This window comes from Brachyspira hampsonii, assembly GCF_001746205.1.
Taxonomy (GTDB): Bacteria; Spirochaetota; Brachyspiria; order Brachyspirales; family Brachyspiraceae; genus Brachyspira; species Brachyspira hampsonii_B.
Map to the genome: position 1 here is coordinate 636,355 of NZ_MDCO01000012.1, position 16,976 is coordinate 653,330.

At 29.5% G+C, this 16,976-nt stretch carries 15 protein-coding genes; 3 read left to right on the forward strand and 12 right to left on the reverse strand.

The features are described 5' to 3' along the window. Positions 1 to 187 precede the first annotated feature (187 nt). Positions 188 to 1,318 carry a hypothetical protein gene (locus tag BFL38_RS11805; RefSeq protein WP_069727474.1) on the reverse strand — a complete coding sequence of 377 codons (1,131 nt, stop codon included), beginning with the start codon at positions 1,316 to 1,318 and terminating at the stop codon, positions 188 to 190. A 44-nt stretch (positions 1,319 to 1,362) separates the two neighbouring features. Continuing rightward, positions 1,363 to 2,370, reverse strand: a complete 1,008-nt coding sequence (locus BFL38_RS11810) for a bifunctional heptose 7-phosphate kinase/heptose 1-phosphate adenyltransferase (RefSeq protein ID WP_069727221.1) — start codon at positions 2,368 to 2,370, stop codon at positions 1,363 to 1,365. A gap of 201 nt (positions 2,371 to 2,571) precedes the next feature. Between BFL38_RS11810 and lspA the strand changes: the two genes are divergently transcribed. The 3 genes from lspA to BFL38_RS11825 all read left to right on the forward strand — a co-directional run bounded on the left by lspA (position 2,572) and on the right by BFL38_RS11825 (position 4,828). Next, positions 2,572 to 3,141, forward strand: a complete 570-nt coding sequence (lspA, locus tag BFL38_RS11815; protein WP_069727222.1) for a signal peptidase II — start codon at positions 2,572 to 2,574, stop codon at positions 3,139 to 3,141. Positions 3,142 to 3,143: 2 nt separating this feature from the next. Next, the gene (locus tag BFL38_RS11820; RefSeq protein WP_176720577.1) at positions 3,144 to 4,133 is read left to right on the forward strand and encodes an RluA family pseudouridine synthase; all 990 of its coding nucleotides are present in this window, start codon (positions 3,144 to 3,146) and stop codon (positions 4,131 to 4,133) included. Positions 4,134 to 4,228: 95 nt separating this feature from the next. Further along, positions 4,229 to 4,828, forward strand: coding sequence for a leucine-rich repeat domain-containing protein (locus BFL38_RS11825; RefSeq protein WP_069727223.1), 600 nt, complete (start codon positions 4,229 to 4,231; stop codon positions 4,826 to 4,828). Positions 4,829 to 5,120: 292 nt separating this feature from the next. On the opposite strand, the gene BFL38_RS11830 is transcribed toward BFL38_RS11825, so the two are convergent. The 10 genes from BFL38_RS11830 to BFL38_RS11875 form a co-directional block, all read right to left on the reverse strand. Next, positions 5,121 to 6,161: a pseudouridine synthase gene (locus BFL38_RS11830; protein WP_069727224.1), complete on the reverse strand. Its 1,041-nt coding sequence runs from the start codon at positions 6,159 to 6,161 to the stop codon at positions 5,121 to 5,123. A 138-nt stretch (positions 6,162 to 6,299) separates the two neighbouring features. After that, the gene (dnaX, locus tag BFL38_RS11835) at positions 6,300 to 7,880 is read right to left on the reverse strand and encodes a DNA polymerase III subunit gamma/tau (protein ID WP_069727225.1); all 1,581 of its coding nucleotides are present in this window, start codon (positions 7,878 to 7,880) and stop codon (positions 6,300 to 6,302) included. Between the two features lie 79 nt (positions 7,881 to 7,959). Beyond that, a complete protein-coding gene (locus tag BFL38_RS11840; protein ID WP_069727226.1) occupies positions 7,960 to 8,553 on the reverse strand; it encodes a DUF1349 domain-containing protein in 594 nt (197 codons plus the stop codon). Positions 8,554 to 8,776: 223 nt separating this feature from the next. Next, positions 8,777 to 9,244 carry an ATP synthase subunit C-like protein gene (locus BFL38_RS11845; protein ID WP_008721414.1) on the reverse strand — a complete coding sequence of 156 codons (468 nt, stop codon included), beginning with the start codon at positions 9,242 to 9,244 and terminating at the stop codon, positions 8,777 to 8,779. A 55-nt stretch (positions 9,245 to 9,299) separates the two neighbouring features. After that, positions 9,300 to 11,168 carry a V-type ATP synthase subunit I gene (locus tag BFL38_RS11850; RefSeq protein ID WP_069727227.1) on the reverse strand — a complete coding sequence of 623 codons (1,869 nt, stop codon included), beginning with the start codon at positions 11,166 to 11,168 and terminating at the stop codon, positions 9,300 to 9,302. Next, complete coding sequence (locus tag BFL38_RS11855) at positions 11,165 to 11,764, reverse strand: V-type ATP synthase subunit D (RefSeq protein ID WP_008721418.1); 600 nt, start codon at positions 11,762 to 11,764, stop codon at positions 11,165 to 11,167. Before BFL38_RS11855 ends, BFL38_RS11850 begins: the two co-directional genes overlap by 4 nt. 21 nt (positions 11,765 to 11,785) lie before the next feature. Beyond that, a complete protein-coding gene (locus tag BFL38_RS11860) occupies positions 11,786 to 13,108 on the reverse strand; it encodes a V-type ATP synthase subunit B (protein ID WP_069727228.1) in 1,323 nt (440 codons plus the stop codon). After that, positions 13,101 to 14,864, reverse strand: a complete 1,764-nt coding sequence (locus tag BFL38_RS11865) for a V-type ATP synthase subunit A (RefSeq protein WP_008730433.1) — start codon at positions 14,862 to 14,864, stop codon at positions 13,101 to 13,103. Before BFL38_RS11865 ends, BFL38_RS11860 begins: the two co-directional genes overlap by 8 nt. A gap of 13 nt (positions 14,865 to 14,877) precedes the next feature. Further along, positions 14,878 to 15,717, reverse strand: a complete 840-nt coding sequence (locus BFL38_RS11870) for a DUF2764 family protein (RefSeq protein WP_069727229.1) — start codon at positions 15,715 to 15,717, stop codon at positions 14,878 to 14,880. 11 nt (positions 15,718 to 15,728) lie between these two features. Beyond that, positions 15,729 to 16,343, reverse strand: a complete 615-nt coding sequence (locus BFL38_RS11875) for a V-type ATP synthase subunit E (protein WP_069727230.1) — start codon at positions 16,341 to 16,343, stop codon at positions 15,729 to 15,731. Positions 16,344 to 16,976: the final 633 nt, after the last annotated feature.

A 16,976-nucleotide genomic window follows, 5' to 3' on the forward strand; every position in this document is an offset into this window, starting at 1 on the left:
CTTATTTCAAAACTAAATTTTTTATTTATTGATTGCGAGTACACACCCAACTTCTTTTGTAACGGTGTCTAGCAAACTGCATATTTATAATACTAATATAATCAGCTTAAAAAAATAAGGCCTTAAACAGTTCAAAATTTAATTAAAAAAATTGATGCAGAATGAAAACTAATATTTCCAAAAATATTTAATAATTATGAAATTTAATAACTCCGTTTTCTACCATAAATCCATAAACAGAATCATCAAACATATGTATTCCTCTTAATTTATTAAAACCATCTGTACCTAAATACTCTTTAATATGATTTTGTGATAAAAACGGATTAGTCCTTATAAAAAAATACATTCCATTGTCCATGCCGGTATATGTAACTCCTCCCGTACTAGATATACCTACAGCCAAAGAATTATCTCGGCATGGTATTTTATAAGATTCTTTCAATTCAAAATTATCAAGTTTTGAAGTATATACAATATCTTCCTGATGCTTGCCGTCAACTATATTCATAGTAAGTATAGCAAGAACCTCTCTCTCAGCAACATAAACACAATCAACTATCTCTCTGTATGACATTTTACCTGCATCCATATACTCAACTTCTTTAAGTGAATATCTATTTTCCATTTTTCCGCTGTTCATATCATATATATCAAGCAAAGGTATTCTATCTTTATCTCTTTTAAGTACAGCAAATTTATGATTAGTTAATGTTAATAATTTTACTAGAGACTCATACTCATTATCTATAATTGTATCTATACTATAAAGTGTATTTCCTTCAGGAGATATTTTATTTAAAGATACTAGTCCTACTTTAGTATAATTGGTATTTGTTACTTTAACCGTATATGTCTCTATTTGAGGAGCATCATCTCCTTCAGTGGAAGGACTTTCAGAAGGTAAAGACATCATAACATTACTTACTACAACATCGCCTACATATCTTAAATTATATCCTGTTATATATATATTTGAGTTAGAATCTATAAGAGATATCTTTGAAGTTTCAAGGTTATTATATTCTAATGGAAAATATCTTACATTACTGCCTGAAGCTATTACCATTCTGGAATTATATAAATCTAATGCATAAACAGTATCATTCTTTACCCTATAAAATTCTCCGAAATAATATTCATTATCAACTTTATATATTTTAGGGCTATCCAAATCTACAAATTCATTGCTGTAAATTCCTATATCATTACCAAGAGAAAGCTCTGTAACCACCTTAGCAGGTACTATTAAAGGCTTTGGCAAACATGATGTTAAAAACATCAGCATAAATAATGATAAAAATATTTTTCTCTTCATAACAGTTTCTAAAATTTTAGACATATATAAAACACTTACCTATTTTATAATACTTCAATTAATTCTTTCAAAGTTAAAGTAGAAGTTCCTCTTTTGCCCACAACAACACCGGCAGCTGCATTAGCAATCTCAGAAGAATCTTTAAAAGATAATCCCACAGACAAACACATAGCAAGTACAGATATAACAGTGTCCCCAGCACCTGAAACATCAAATACACTTTTTGCTTTTGTAGGTATTATATAAGGGGAATTTTTATCCTTGTTTTTTATTTCATTATCAAATAAAGCCATTCCATTAGCCCCCAAAGTGATCATTAACTTTGATAAACTTAATTTTTTTATAATATTTTCTCCTAAAATATTTATAGCCTTTGCATCAAATTCATAAAAAGGAGCTTTACTTTCAGCACCTTCTACAGCCTCCTTTAAATTTGGAGTCATAAGAGTAGCTTTTTTATAAAATGGAAAATGCTTTATAGCAGGATCAACCAATACAGGCTTATTTTTTCTATTGCAAGTATCTATTATTTTTTTTGATAACTGCTTTGTAATTATACCTTTTGCATAATCGCTTATTATAACAACATTATAATTATCCACATTATCAATAAATACTTTTTCTATATTTTTTACAATAGCAGAAGAAAAAGGACTAGTATTCTCTTCATCTATTCTCACTATCTGCTGAGTACCTGCAACTATTCTTGTTTTTGTTATAGTGGATCTTGTATCATCTGTTATTATTCCTTTAACAGATATATTAGAATAATTCATACTATCAATTATAATATCTGCAGATTTATCTTTTCCTATAACCCCTATCATAAATATGCTGTCATTATTATTGCTGCCAAGTAAAGCTGATATATTTCTTGCGACATTTCCAGCCCCTCCTAAATAATTTTCATCATGATTCACATGAAGTACGGGAACAGGAGCTTCAGGAGATATTCTTATAACATCGCCATAAGTAAACCTATCAAGCATTAAATCGCCTATAACTAGAACTTTAGCATCTATTATTTTTTTGGCTTTATCTTTTAAGTCCATATAACTTTTAATTCCTATAAACTGCAATTTACTTAATTATAACATAAATTATAAAAAAAAGTAAATATATTAAATTACATACTATTATAATATTAAAATAGCTTGTAATTTTTACGAATATAAATTATTATTATTTTTTATGAAACTTCAAATATACAAACTTATTATACATAAAAATTAATTTAAAAGATGAAAATAAATATGATAAAATTAAAAAAAATTAAAGAAGAAATTAAACAAAAAAAAATATATTTTTTAATAGCTCTGTTAATCTTTATAGCAGATACAGTATCTAAATATTTTATAGATAAATATTTGCAGGAAACTATTATTAAAAGAGTAATAGGAGATATATTAATATTTATATATACAAGAAATTACGGGGTATCTTTCGGCTTTCTAAATAATGTACCAGAAACAATTCAGCATATAATACCGGAATTATTAAAAGTTATAGTATTCATTGCTATGATTGTTATTTTCTTTATAATGATTTCTATCAATGTAAAAAAACAAAGATTATCTATGATAGGTTTTACTATGGTTCTAGGCGGAGCTATGGGAAACTTAGTTGATAGAATTATGAGAGGATATGTTACTGATTTTATAAGCATGGGATTTAATGAAACTATAAGATTTCCATATAATTATAATATTGCAGACGCTTCTATTACAATAGGTATATGTATAATAGCAATAGGTGTATTCTTTTTTAAAGAAGATTTCGATAAAAAGAAAAATACAGAATCCAATAATGATGAAAATAATTAATTATGAACTTAGATAATAACAATATTGATACAGAAGAAATAGAAGATGATGAAATAGATTTAGAAAGCTCTGATAATAATTCAAACAATAAAAAATCATTCATTATATCTGAAGATGATATAGGAAAAAGATTAGATACATTTGTAAGTGATAAATTAAATATCACTAGAAGCCAAGTAAAAAATTATTTAACTTCTATAATGGTTAATAATGCTGAAAAAAAATTATCATATTCTCTAAAATTAAATGACAATATAATAATAAATTTAGATAATCTTTTAAAAGAAAAAAAAGATACATCAAACCCGCTGCCTGAAAATATTGATTTAGATATAATTTATGAAGACAAATATTTACTTGTAATAAATAAACCTGCCGGCATGAGTGTGCATTGTTCTCCTTCTGAAATGAGCGGTACTTTAGTTAATGCACTTCTATACCAAATAAAAGATTTTGATTTTGTTGGAAATAAAGAGAGAGCAGGCATTATACACAGACTAGATAAAGACACTTCAGGACTTATCATTATTGGTAAAAACGCCAATATAGTATCAAGCATTCAAGAGCAATTTAAAAACAGAAGCATAAAAAAGATTTATCATGCCATTGTTATAGGAGTTTTAAAGGATAATTATTTAGAGATAAATCTTCCTATAGGACGGCATCATACATACAGAAAAAAAATGACCGTAAGAGATGATGGTAAAGAAGCTCTTACTCATATAAAAGTGTTAAAAAGATTCAATAGTCATACACTTATAGAAATTAATCTCAAAACAGGAAGAACTCATCAAATAAGAGTTCACTCATCATATAAAGGTTTTCCTGTAGCAGGAGATAAAATATATTCTAAAAGTTTCAATAAATATTCTGGTCTTATGTTAGCAGCAAAAAAAATAGAGTTTTTACATCCAATCACTAAAGAAATATTAGATTTTGAAATAGATTATCCTGATTATTTTACAAATTTCTTATACTCTCAAAATATATAATAATATGCAAAAATATATATAAAAACACATACAAATGTCATTTTTTGTCATCATTATATATTAATATATTGTTATGATGATAAAGGATATAAGAAATGACTGATAATGATTTTAATAAATTGATTAAATGGGCTAAAAAAAATGATGCATATCATATAGCAAGTATGAATAAAAAACAAATAACTTCAATGAAAGAATTGAATTTAAGCAACTTGGATATTGAAAGAGTTCCTTTAGAAATTTTTAAACTTACAAATATAGAGAAACTTTATTTATCTTTGAATTATATAGAAAAAATACCAAAACAAATAAAAAACTTAAAAAAATTAAAAGTTCTTGATATATCTGCTAATAGTATAAAACTTATACCTAAAGAAATATTTGATTTAGAAATGCTTGAATATTTAAATATATCTAATAATTATATTGATAAAATTGATAACGATATAGAAAAGCTTATAAACTTAAAAGAATTAGATATAAGCAGCTGTAATATATCCTCTATTCCTAACGGCATATTTAAATTATATAATATTAAATTTCTTGATATATCAGTAAATAAAATAAAAAGTATAGATAAAAAAATAAAAAATTTAGAAAATTTAGAGGAGCTAATTATTGATTCAAATAAATTAAAAAGCATACCAAAAGAAATAAATGATTTGAAAAAATTAAAAATATTATCAATTTTTTAAATCCTATCATTTTATATTTAAAGCTGTATCTCTATTCTTACACTTAGCTCTGTAGGCGGTCAATGTGCATTATAAATTAAAAAAATCCTGGGCGGGCAGTAAAAATAGCTGATTATAGCTAAAAAGAAAATCAGTACAAAAATGACAAATAGTATAAAAAAGCTAAAGGGTGGGAATATGTAATCAAAGTTTTAAAATTTAATTACATACCCCGCCCTTTTATATTTAAAGCTATATCTGCATTAAAAATTTTATTTATATAATATGCTGAATTAGAAAAAGCATCCCCGCCCTAGCGTTTTTTAGGTTTAAAATCTGATTTCCTAATACCTTTTTTAACTGCAGATTTTTTAGATAATTCAGACTTACTATTTTTTTTCTGTATTTTAGCCTTATATGCAGAAGACTTTTTTGTAACTAATCTTTTTTTCTTAGGCTTAGCTTTAGCCCATTTAGATTTATCATGAACCTTAGTTTCTTTTTTATCATTATTAAAAATATTATCTTCATAATTTTCATTAGATATTTCATCTTCTATATCATCAGGAATATTTTCAAATATACTTTCAATATCTTTTAATTTTTTATCTTTTTGCCTAAAGAAGAAATCTATTTCTTTTTTGGTTAAATCTCTTATATGACCAGCCTCTAAAGTTCCGGAAACTTCATCATATTTACTCACACATCCTACAGATATTCTCTCCAAATCTATAACTTTGTAACCAAGATAATCGAATATTTTTCTTATCTCTCTGTTTTTTCCTTCATTGATAGTTAATCGTATTTTGCTTTGTATTCTTCCCTTTGATAATATTTTAAATTTAAAAGGCGAATATGAAACATTTTTAATAGTGATACCTTTGCTGGCATTCAAAAGAGCTTCAGAATCTATTTTTCCATTAACAGTAACATCATAAACTTTTAAAATCTCATAAGAAGGATGCGTAATAATATTAGCGAACTCTCCATCATTAGTAATTATCATTATGCCTCTTGATTCAGAGTCAAGCCTTCCTGCATAAAAAAGTCTTTCCTTAATACCCTTGAAAAACTCTGTAATTATTCGCCTTCCCGGTAAATATTTTGTAGTGCTTACAACGCCTATAGGTTTATATAATGCCATATACCTTTTAGTCTGTCTTTTTATTAGTTCTCTGTCTATGGAAACAGAATCATCTTCTTTAACTCTATAAGCAGGATCAAGTATAACCTGATTATTCACCCGAACCCTGCCTGACATTATAGCCTTCTCACAGTTTCTCCTGCTTGCAAAACCAGATTCTAATATCACTTTTACAAGCCTAACAGCTTCTTCATTTTGTTGCTTCTTCATAGTTTAATACTAGCCTTTGAATTTTATAAGTTTTATACTATACTGAAAATTTCTAAGTTTGTCAACCGCATATTATTTATTAGTATATTTGTGCATGTAATTATTTGCTATATACAAAAATAATAATTCTATTAAAAATTATAAAGAACTTTCATCTACTTCTGTAGCCTGCAGTTTGCTCTTTAATTTATCTATCATGTTTCCTTCAACAGCTTTCTGAAACTGTATAGCCACATCTTTATTTTTAGTAAAATGAGGTATGGCCTTAGCAACCAAATCATTTATCCTTTTATCTGTCTGTGTCATATCATATATATGATCAGGAAGTGCAACTATTAAAACAGCTCCTTTACTTTCTATAGGATTTCCCTGAGATAATAAAGAGTATATAGTAGGACTTTCTGACTCTATAAATGAAAGTATTTTATTGTAGAATATGCGTCTTTTATCATTAGGATTTAAAGGCACATCATACTGAGGTTTAGGCTGATTTACTGAAATATTATTATTAGTATTATTGCTGATTATATTATTACTTACAGTTTCAAATCCATAATCTTCATTGACAGAAGAAGAAGCCTGCATATTAGAAGCTATTATATCAACAGGACGAATTAAATTATCAGTATTAAGTAAAAGAAGCATACGCATTTCAAATATAGTTCTAGGATTAGATGCACTTCTTATACGCTCTTCTGTCAGTAATATATAATCAAGTATTCTCTCTATCTCGTCATCGCTATAATGATTAGCAAATACTTTTAAATCGTCTCTCTCATTTTCAGTAATCTCTAATAGCTTTGTATCATCAATACCGCTTTTTATCATAAGAATTACACGCATATACTCTATTATGCTATTTATAAATGTTCTAGGGTCAACTGCATCTTCAAATAATTTTTTCACAAACTCAAAATAAGATTTTTTATTTTCAGACATCATAATATCAAAAAACTCTTTAACAAAAGAAAAATTATTTCCTCCCACAACAGCATTAACATCAGCACTCGTTATATACTTTTTATCGGTAGTGTAAGCTATCATCTTCTCAAGTATAGTTTCACTGTCTCGTACAGAACCCCTAGCCTGCTTTGCTATTAAAAATACTGCCTCTTCATCGTATTTAATATTTTCTTTATCAAGTATGCCTTTTAATATTTTCTCTAAATCTTCTATTCCTAATGACTTAAAAGTATACTGCTGACATCGGCTTCTTATAGTAGGAAGCACCCTGTCAGCTTCAGTAGTAGCAAGTATAAACACAACATGAGCAGGAGGCTCTTCCAAAGTTTTAAGAAGTGCATTAAAAGCCTCATTAGTTATCTGATGCACCTCATCTATAATATATACTTTGTATTTTCCAGCTACCGGAGATATACGAACATTTTCTATAATGCTTCTAATATTTTCTATACCTCTATTGCTTGCACCGTCAATTTCTATAACATCAAGAGGAGTTCCGTTTTCTATTTGAGTACATGACGGGCAAACTCCGCAAGGTTTATCAGTAGGACCATTAACACAGTTTAAGGCTTTAGCTATAATCCTAGCAAGAGAGGTTTTACCAACACCATGAGCACCAGAAAATAGATATGCATGTGCGATCTTTTTTTGTGCTATACTTTTTGATATAGTCTTAGTTATATGCTCCTGACCTATAACCTCTTCAAAGGTTTGAGGGCGGTATTTTCTTGCTATTACTTTATAGTTTTCTGCCATATTTATAGTATTCCATTAATTTATTTTTGTATTGTTTTTAACTAATTTATTTTAACAGACTATATTTATTTGTCAATTTTTATTTATGCTCATGCCATTTGCATTCTGTTATATACATATTGGTAAATAATGCCTTAAAAGACGACTCTTCAGGACTGCAGGCATATATTCCAAAAGGTATTTCATCATCAGCTTTAAATAAATGAAATATTCTCATCTGTTTGAAATTTTCTCCGTCTTCGCTGTACTCAATTAAAAAATCGCTTTCTCTTCTGCTTAGCCTGTAATACATCTCTTTTATAAAAGCAGATATATCCTGAGTAGCCCAATCGGAATATCCGTTATTTGTAACAACACTTCCCAAACGCTGATAATTTTCATTTTCGTATTCTATAGAAGCCTTAAACCAATTATCACTGTCTATATATATTATAACACCGCACTGATCAAAACGGCGTTTGCTTTCAAATACAGTTTTTACTGTAAAAGAAAAATATTTATCTTTTGTCTTTGTCTGAAGTATTGGGGCATTGTCATTTCTAAAACCGTAATATGTTCTCTGCCATAAGTCAGTATTAGGCTCTGTATATATTTCTATTTTTTTATCATCAATTAATATATTTTTAGATTCTCTAATCCAAAATAACTTCTCTTTTAAAAATTCTTTATACATGATTTATTCCCTAAAATGATTATATATCTTATTTTATTAGAATTCAATAATTAATAATTATCATATATTTTTCGTTTTAATTATTTAATATAGTTTTATAATATCAGAAATACATTGTACATAAATTTATATTTGTACTTAAAAAATAAATCGAATAATGAAAATAAAAAATCCGTAAGAGCATTATTACTCCTACGGATTTCTATTTATTTACTTTTATTAATTAAGCACCTAAAACACCGCTGATTAAGAATGCAGTAGCGAAAGAAACGATAGCGTAAAGTTCTGGGAATACAGCAACGATGATAGTGTTACCAAATACATCATAACCATTACCTATAGCTTCAACACCGTTAGCACAAACTTTACCTTGGAATATAGCAGAAACCATACAAGCTAAACCAACAGCAATACCAGCACCTAATATAGCAGCACCTTGGAATATGCTTATATCAGCTGTCAAATAAGGCTGCATAATGAAGAAAGCAGCAAAACCATAAAGACCTTGTGTACCAGGCAAAGCACTTAAAACAAGACAGCTACCGAAAGCATCTTTATTTTTCTTTAAAGCACCAACTGTAGTCATAGCAGAAATAGAAGTACCAACCGCACTACCAATACCAGACATACCTACCATTAATCCTGCACCTAAATATCCTAATAAAAGTGCTGTGTTCATTGTAAAACCCATAATAAAATCTCCTTTTTAGATTATTTTCTTTTTTAATTATTTTTTATATAAACTATTAAGCCGCTTTTTTGAGAGGCTTATACTCTTTTCCGCCGCCTTCAAAACCAACATTGTTATAGAACTCTACAAATGTTAATCTCAAAGGGTGTACCAAAGCACCAAGTATGTTTAGTAAGAATATAGCAATATGACCTACTACAAGGAATACTACCATTATCACTACACCAACACCCGGAATAGCTTTGAAACTCATACCTATTTGATTTATTACCAATGCTAATATAGAACCGGATGCACCTAAAGCAAACAAACGAATATAAGAAAGCGTATCACCCATTATACCTGTAGCTGCAAAATAAACACCAAGTATAGAGTTTAGTACATCAGGTTTCTTACCAACATTAGAAAGTATTACTAAGAATACCAAACCAACAACTATTAAAGCATAATATACAGTGCTGAATTGTTTAATCACTTCCATTTTCTGCATATCGCCCAAGAACCATAAAACAAGTCCCGGTATGAATAGAAGTTTACCAATAGCACCAAGTATATCACCTATAGGGCTAGTTTTAATTCTGTCTATAACGCCTACTAATAAAGCAAAACATATATGAAGAACTCCTATAAGCAATGCAGTATTAAACGGAGTTAAGAACCAATTTTCTTTAATATCAGTAATTATCAAATATTTACTTAAAGCAGCAAATAAAGGTATCTGAGTATTAGAAGGTATGCTTACACCAAAGAAACTTCCTCCATTTATAACACCCATAATAGTAGTACATATACCTAATGTTAAAGCAAGTATGCCTACTCCCCTTAATTGTCCTTTTAATACTGTAAATAAACCTATCAAAGCTACTATAGTCAATACCAAACCATAACCAGAATCGCCGAAACAATAAGCGAAGAATAACGGATAGAAAACTGCTATCATAGGAGTTAAATCTATCTCGAAATAATTCGGTAATTGGAATAGTTTTGTAATAAGCTCATAAGCACCTGAATATTTATTGTTTTTAAGTTCAACAGGCACTTTATCATCTCTTGAAGGATCTTCTAATATATAAGCTATTTTTTTGCTGTCTAATAAAGATTTTACTTCACTTTCTTTATCTTTAGGTACATAAGCTTCTACATAAAGTATTTTGCCTTCAGTACCTTCGCTAGCTATAAAACTTTCTTTAGCCTCTTCAAAATTATTTTGTATATTGAGATTATCTATTTCTTTATTAATAGCTTCTATATATACTTGATTTTTGATAATATCTGTTTCATTATTTTCAATTTCTTTATCAAGTTCAGCTATTTTTTCATTTATCTCATCATAAGATTGACTAGGCATATTAATAATATCAAAAGGAATAGTCTCTTCACTGCCGTCTTTCTTGAAAGCAACAAAATAAACCTTTCCGCCCTCTTCTTTAATAGGGTAAGTAAATATATCCTTAATTTCAGAGAAGTTATAATCATTATATTCTTTAGCATTAGCACTATAGAATAAAGTATTATATCCTGCTTCTTTCTGTAAAGTTTTAATCTTATCAAAGCTAAAGTTTCCAAAAGGAGTTACTATAGCCAATTCTTTTCTGCAATTATCTCTTTCAGCTTTCAATTTATCAGAAGCCTGAGAAATATTAATAACATCTTCTACTACTTCTGATGCTTTTTTAGAAGTATTTTCAGCTTTAACATTGGAAACATCTTTTTTAGCTTTTTTAGCATCAGCCAAAGCATTATTAATAATAGTTTTAGCTCTTGAAGCATCATTCTTTTTAGCGGATATATTATCTATATTTTCACTAGAAACACCGCTTGCAATTTCTATATGCACAAGACCAAGAGATGCTAAATCATTTAAAGTTTTTTCCTTATCCTCATGAAAGACAAAGAGAGAGAGTTTCTTCATTTTTCTAATCATAAAGACGCCTCCTTAGCTCTGTTTCTTTCTTTAACTATTTTTTGAGAAGACTTACTTAAATTATCTTCGTCTTCCATATACCTTTTAATCTTGATTATAGCAGTTTTATATTCTGGAATTTGAACTTTCTCATAAAGGTTAACTTTCTGAGTAGTTTTTTTCCTAGCATAAGCTAAAGCATTAAGTCTAGCCTCAGTCATTTCAATTTTTACCTGAATAGTCATAAGGCGTTCAAACATGCTGATAGCAAGTCTAATCCAAGAAGGCATATTAAAAAGGCTGACATTTTCGATAGCGAAGTCTATATCAGATAGTATAGAAACCTTAACACCTGCAATGTTTTTTAATTCTGAATTGATTTTTTTAATTTTTACTATCTCTGGGAAATCTGTCCAAAATCCATTGTAGTTTTGATTTTCTTTAACTAATTTTTGATATTCTTCTTTAAGTAATTCAATCTCAGCGGTAATCTTTCTCACCTCAAGACGAAGAGCTGCCTCTTTACTTTTTAAAGTAGGAAGAGCTTTCTCACGAATAGTAAGCTGGCGTCTTAGGTTTTGAAGAGCCGTTTTATTGTATTGAAACTTTAATGCCATATTTTTACCTACTTTTTTAAATTAGTTTGACCATTTGCCGTATTTTTCTGCCAATGATTCTTTTACACCAACTTCCGCTTTACTGAAATATTTACCCATTAATTCCCAGCCTGTTTCCAACATCTCATCAATTTTTATGTTAATATCTATAGCAAGTAATCTTTCAGAATATTCAGCAGCATATTTCAAACATCTTTCATCATATTCTGTCAAGTCGAAACCGTTTTCTTTTTTCATTTTAGCATTAGCAGCATCTGAATAAAGACGAACCAAAGTGTTCATTACAGCAGGGTGATCTTCTCTAGTTTTCTTACCTATAACGAGCTGTTTCAAACGAGAAAGGCTTCTGAATGGGTCAATAATTGTTTTACCTATATCAGAGTCTCTTCTTAAATAAAGCTGACCTTCAGTGATGTAACCAGTATTGTCCGGTACAGCATGAGTAATATCACCTTCGTTAAGGGTAGTAACAGCGATAATAGTAATAGAACCTCCGTCTGGGAACTGAGCTGCTTTTTCATATATTTTAGCAAGGTCAGAATATAGAGAACCCGGCATAGAGTCTTTAGAAGGAATTTGGTCCATTTTGTTGGATACTATAGCCAAAGCATCGGCATAAAGAGTCATGTCTGTAAGAAGAACAAGCACTTTCTCTTTTTTCTCAACTGCGAAATATTCAGCAGCTGTACAAGCCATATCCGGAACCAAAAGTCTTTCTACAGGAGGGTCATCAGTAGTATTGATAAAACATATAATTTTATCTAAAGCACCAGCTTCAGTGAATGTATTTTTAAATGATAAATAGTCATCGTTAGAAAGCCCCATACCGCCAAGTATGATTTTATCAGCTTCAGCTCTTAATGCTACCTGAGCAAGAACTGCATTGTAAGGCTGGTCTGGGTCTGCGAAGAACGGTATTTTCTGTCCTGTAACAAGAGTATTGTTAAGGTCAATACCAGCAATACCTGTAGCAATAAGTTCAGAAGGCTGTTTTCTTCTAACAGGGTTTACAGAAGGTCCTCCTATTTCTACCTCTTTACCTTCAACTTCAGCACCGCCGTCAATAGGCTCGCCGTAAGCATTAAAGAATCTTCCAGCAAGAAGCTCGCTTACTTTAAGTCTAGGAGGTCTGCCTAAGAATACTACTTCAGCGTTAGTAGGTATGCCTTCAGTACCTTGGAAAACCTGAAGTGTAACAATATCTCCAATCATTTTTACAACCTGTGCAGGTCTTCCTGCTACAAGAGCCATTTCATCGTTGCCGACATTTTCTGCTCTTAAAGATACAGTTGCTTTAGTAATCTGTACTAATTTTGTATATACTTTTTGAAATGCTTTAGGCATGTGTTATACTCCTTTCAGCAAATATTGATTCCATCTCAGCTGTGTATTTTTTATGATCATCAGACTGATATACAGAATAGTTCATCTGTTTGAAAGCGTTGATAAGTCTTTTGAAATAAGTACCTACTTCGCTGTAATCATCAAATCTGTAATCAGCTTCTACAACTTTCATAACTTGATTTAATAATTCTTTTTGTCTTTCTATAGGGCAGTTTTTATCTACTTTATCGAAAGCGTCCTGCTGTAATAATACGAAGTCTATAAGCTCAGCTTTCCATAAACGCTGATGGTATTCAAGAGGTACTGCGTCATCTCCAAGAATGCTTATTTGGTCATTAGCTTCCTGTCCTCTTCTGGCAATATCTTTAGCTCTAGTTACTTTATCAGCCCAGCCTTTTTCTATATTAGTATCTGAGAATTCTATGAACTCTGGATATTCAATATATTTAGAATAAGAATCTAATGGGTCAACAGCAGGATATCTTTTACTGTCGGCACGTTTTTGTGATAAAGCGTAGAAACATCTAGCTGCTTTACGAGTAGATTCTGTTACCGGCTCTTTCAAGTTACCGCCTGCAGGAGATACTGTACCTATGAATGTAATAGAACCTGTTTCTCCGTTATTTAAGTATACGAAACCTGCTCTAGCATAGAAACTAGAAATAATAGCAGGCAAGTCAATAGGGAACGCGTCTGGACCAGGTAATTCCTCAAGACGGTTAGACATCTCTCTTAAAGCCTGAGCCCAACGAGAAGTAGAGTCAGCAAGAAGAAGAACTTTAAGTCCCATTGATCTGTAATATTCAGCAATAGTCATGCCTACATAAACTGAAGCTTCACGGGCAGCAACCGGCATGTTTGAAGTGTTACAGATGATAGTAGTTCTTTCCATCAAACTTCTTCCTGTTCTTGGGTCTATAAGTTCTGGGAACTCAGTAAATATTTCTACTACCTCATTAGCCCTTTCACCGCATGCTGTCATTATAATCAAGTCAGCATTTGCGTTAGTAGCCAAAGCGTGCTGTAATACTGTTTTACCTGCACCGAATGGTCCTGGAATAAATCCTGTACCGCCTTCAGTTATAGGATTGAATGTATCTATAGTTCTAACACCTGTTTCCAATAATTTAAATGGTCTTGGTTTTTCTTTATAAGCTTTAATAGTAAGTTTTACAGGCCAAGTTTGTACCATAGTTACATTAACTTTTTCGCCGTTAGAAGTTTTTATAACAGCTAATGTGTCCTGCAAATGATAAGTTCCTGCTGAAGCTACGCTTTCAACAGTGCCTTTGCCTTGAAATTTGAAAGGAACCATTATTTTATGGTCAATCCAGCCTTCTTTAACAGCACCTATCCAGTCGCCTGCAGCTACTTCTTCTCCAACTTTAGCTATCGGAGTAAAGTCATAAGTTGATTCTTTATCTTCAGAAAGATCATTATATTTACCTCTTTCTAAGAATACGCCTTGTAATTTGTCAAGGTCATTTTGAAGTCCGTCAAAGTTTTTACCTAAAAGTCCAGGTCCTAATTCAATCTCTAACATTGAACCGGTAAACTCTACGGCATCACCTAATTTTACACCCCTAGTAGATTCAAATACCTGAGCACTAGCACTAGTACCTGATATTTTAATAACCTCAGCCATAAGTTTCGCATTACCGCAAGATACATAACATATCTCGTTTTGTGAAACAGGACCGTCTACCTCTATTGAAATTAGGTTTGATATAATAGCAGTTACTTTACCTTTAGTCATTTCTATCTCCTAATTAATTATACACAGACGCCTTTTCTTTCAAAGAACCTATTAGCGTCTCTAAATGTTTCTTACCTTCCTCTTCATTCCTTCCGTTTATACTAACAGCATAAGTGAGATTTATATAATAAGCAAAAACATTATCTGTTGTGAAAGATTTTATAGAAGTTAATCTGTCTAAAAATTCTCTTACCAAAGTGCATTCTATGTTTTCCATATTATACGGATCTGCTTTATCTGATGAATTGAATGTTTCAATAATAGTATTGATATATGGTATCTCTCTGCCTACTCCGAAATCTGAAGCGGTAGATTTTGTCAATGCTGATATCAAAGAATAATCGCCTATAAGCTCTTTTGCTATAGCATCGCTTGAGAAACCTAAAGCTCTTCCATTTAAAGCAGCAAGAACATTTTTCATATCTCTCATAAATAAAGCATAATTTTTTATAAATGAATTACCATTTTGTATCATCTCTTCATAATACAAATTTAAAAGAGTATTTTCTATATGTCTAGCATTTTCCCATTCAATATTCTTACTGTCCTCTAAAAACTTACTCATATACAATGGTAAATCTGATATACCTGCATATTTCTGCATCTCTTCTTTACTGAATATTGATGGTTCTATATGTTCTATATAAGGAGTAAATAATCCCTTTTGTTTTGCTATAGCACTTACTAAATTTTTATTATCATTTTGATAAATAAGATACTTAAAAAATTTAGAATCTTTAGCACTTAAACTAGATAATATGCTTTGAGTAATTTCATTAATATCATACTTAGCCTTAGCATCAGAAAGTTTCACTTCTGGAAGACCTGAGATAAGATAATAATATGATCCCATACTCACCCCTCTTATTTACTAAAAATTACTTCTTCCGTTTTTGCTTTTATATAATCACTGAAAAACTCTACGAAATCCTCATCTGTAAACTGAAGCTGATAATTACCGCCTTCAGGTACGATTTTAAAACCATTAGATAATTTCTTATCAAAATTAATATCAGCATTTTTTATAGCTGCTTTTATAGATTTCTCAAAAGATGCATCTATATCTGATTTCTTTGATTCTGGGAAATATACTGTTACATCTGAATCAGTTGAATTGATATCCCATTTCTTAACTACTTCAAGAATTAAATCTTTTAAGAATGAAGTATCTGCAAAAGCTCCTTTCAAGCCGTCTTCTAATACCTTAGCAGTTACTAATTCTTTTATTTTTTGCTTTAAAACACTGATTGACTGCTCGCCTGCCATACGAACATCTGTTATTGTATTTTTCTTTAGCTCTTCTGACTTTCTTTCTGCTTCTTTTATAATTTCTTCTGATTTTGCTTCTGCTTCTTTTATAATTCTGTCAGCTTCGCTTTTAGCATTTGAGATTATTTCATCAGCTTTTTTGTTGGATTTTTCAACACCATCTTGATATATGCGTTCAAGAAGGGAGTCTAATTTTTTCTCTTCAGCCATAATAACTCCTTGACTTTTTTATAAATTGATTTATAGAAATTTTAAAATTTTCTCCAAAAACACTATCTTTATAGTCTATCAGTATTTTGAAAAAAAGCAAGCAAAATAAATATAAATATACCATAATATATAATTCTTAATATATAGGATATATAGGTACTATTTTTTAGTTAAAGTACATTTATAAACATATTTTAATGATAACTAATAATAAAATAGCACTATAAATAATATTAAAAACTATTATTAAAGTTTAAACATACCAATAGTATAATTTTATTAAAATTATACTATTATATTATTACCTATTTTATACAAAATTTTTTTAAGAATTTATAAAAAAATTAATTTTTTTTAATACAAATATTTCAAATATATAAAATATTTCTAAAACCAAATACAAGACTATTTTAAAATAACAAATCATCAAAAATATTAAAACTCAATTATAAATACTTAGTATATTATTTATAATTTTTATAATAAATTTATTAAAAAAATAAAAATTTATTCTCAAATACTACAAAAACAGTATTATATAAGAATTATTTTATAATATTTAAGCAACACTATAAAGTTTAATTATCACTTAAAATAATATATATTAATATATATTGTATAAAACACATATAA

Excerpts from the sequence above, each read along its gene's own strand:
- BFL38_RS11805 (WP_069727474.1), bottom strand. The coding sequence starts at position 1,318 with ATGAAGAGAAAAATATTTTTATCATTATTTATGCTGATGTTTTTAACA.
- BFL38_RS11810 (WP_069727221.1), bottom strand. The coding sequence starts at position 2,370 with ATGGACTTAAAAGATAAAGCCAAAAAAATAATAGATGCTAAAGTTCTA.
- lspA (WP_069727222.1), top strand. The coding sequence starts at position 2,572 with ATGATAAAATTAAAAAAAATTAAAGAAGAAATTAAACAAAAAAAAATA.
- BFL38_RS11820 (WP_176720577.1), top strand. The coding sequence starts at position 3,144 with ATGAACTTAGATAATAACAATATTGATACAGAAGAAATAGAAGATGAT.
- BFL38_RS11825 (WP_069727223.1), top strand. The coding sequence starts at position 4,229 with ATGACTGATAATGATTTTAATAAATTGATTAAATGGGCTAAAAAAAAT.
- BFL38_RS11830 (WP_069727224.1), bottom strand. The coding sequence starts at position 6,161 with ATGAAGAAGCAACAAAATGAAGAAGCTGTTAGGCTTGTAAAAGTGATA.
- dnaX (WP_069727225.1), bottom strand. The coding sequence starts at position 7,880 with ATGGCAGAAAACTATAAAGTAATAGCAAGAAAATACCGCCCTCAAACC.
- BFL38_RS11840 (WP_069727226.1), bottom strand. The coding sequence starts at position 8,553 with ATGTATAAAGAATTTTTAAAAGAGAAGTTATTTTGGATTAGAGAATCT.
- BFL38_RS11845 (WP_008721414.1), bottom strand. The coding sequence starts at position 9,244 with ATGGGTTTTACAATGAACACAGCACTTTTATTAGGATATTTAGGTGCA.
- BFL38_RS11850 (WP_069727227.1), bottom strand. The coding sequence starts at position 11,168 with ATGATTAGAAAAATGAAGAAACTCTCTCTCTTTGTCTTTCATGAGGAT.
- BFL38_RS11855 (WP_008721418.1), bottom strand. The coding sequence starts at position 11,764 with ATGGCATTAAAGTTTCAATACAATAAAACGGCTCTTCAAAACCTAAGA.
- BFL38_RS11860 (WP_069727228.1), bottom strand. The coding sequence starts at position 13,108 with ATGCCTAAAGCATTTCAAAAAGTATATACAAAATTAGTACAGATTACT.
- BFL38_RS11865 (WP_008730433.1), bottom strand. The coding sequence starts at position 14,864 with ATGACTAAAGGTAAAGTAACTGCTATTATATCAAACCTAATTTCAATA.
- BFL38_RS11870 (WP_069727229.1), bottom strand. The coding sequence starts at position 15,717 with ATGGGATCATATTATTATCTTATCTCAGGTCTTCCAGAAGTGAAACTT.
- BFL38_RS11875 (WP_069727230.1), bottom strand. The coding sequence starts at position 16,343 with ATGGCTGAAGAGAAAAAATTAGACTCCCTTCTTGAACGCATATATCAA.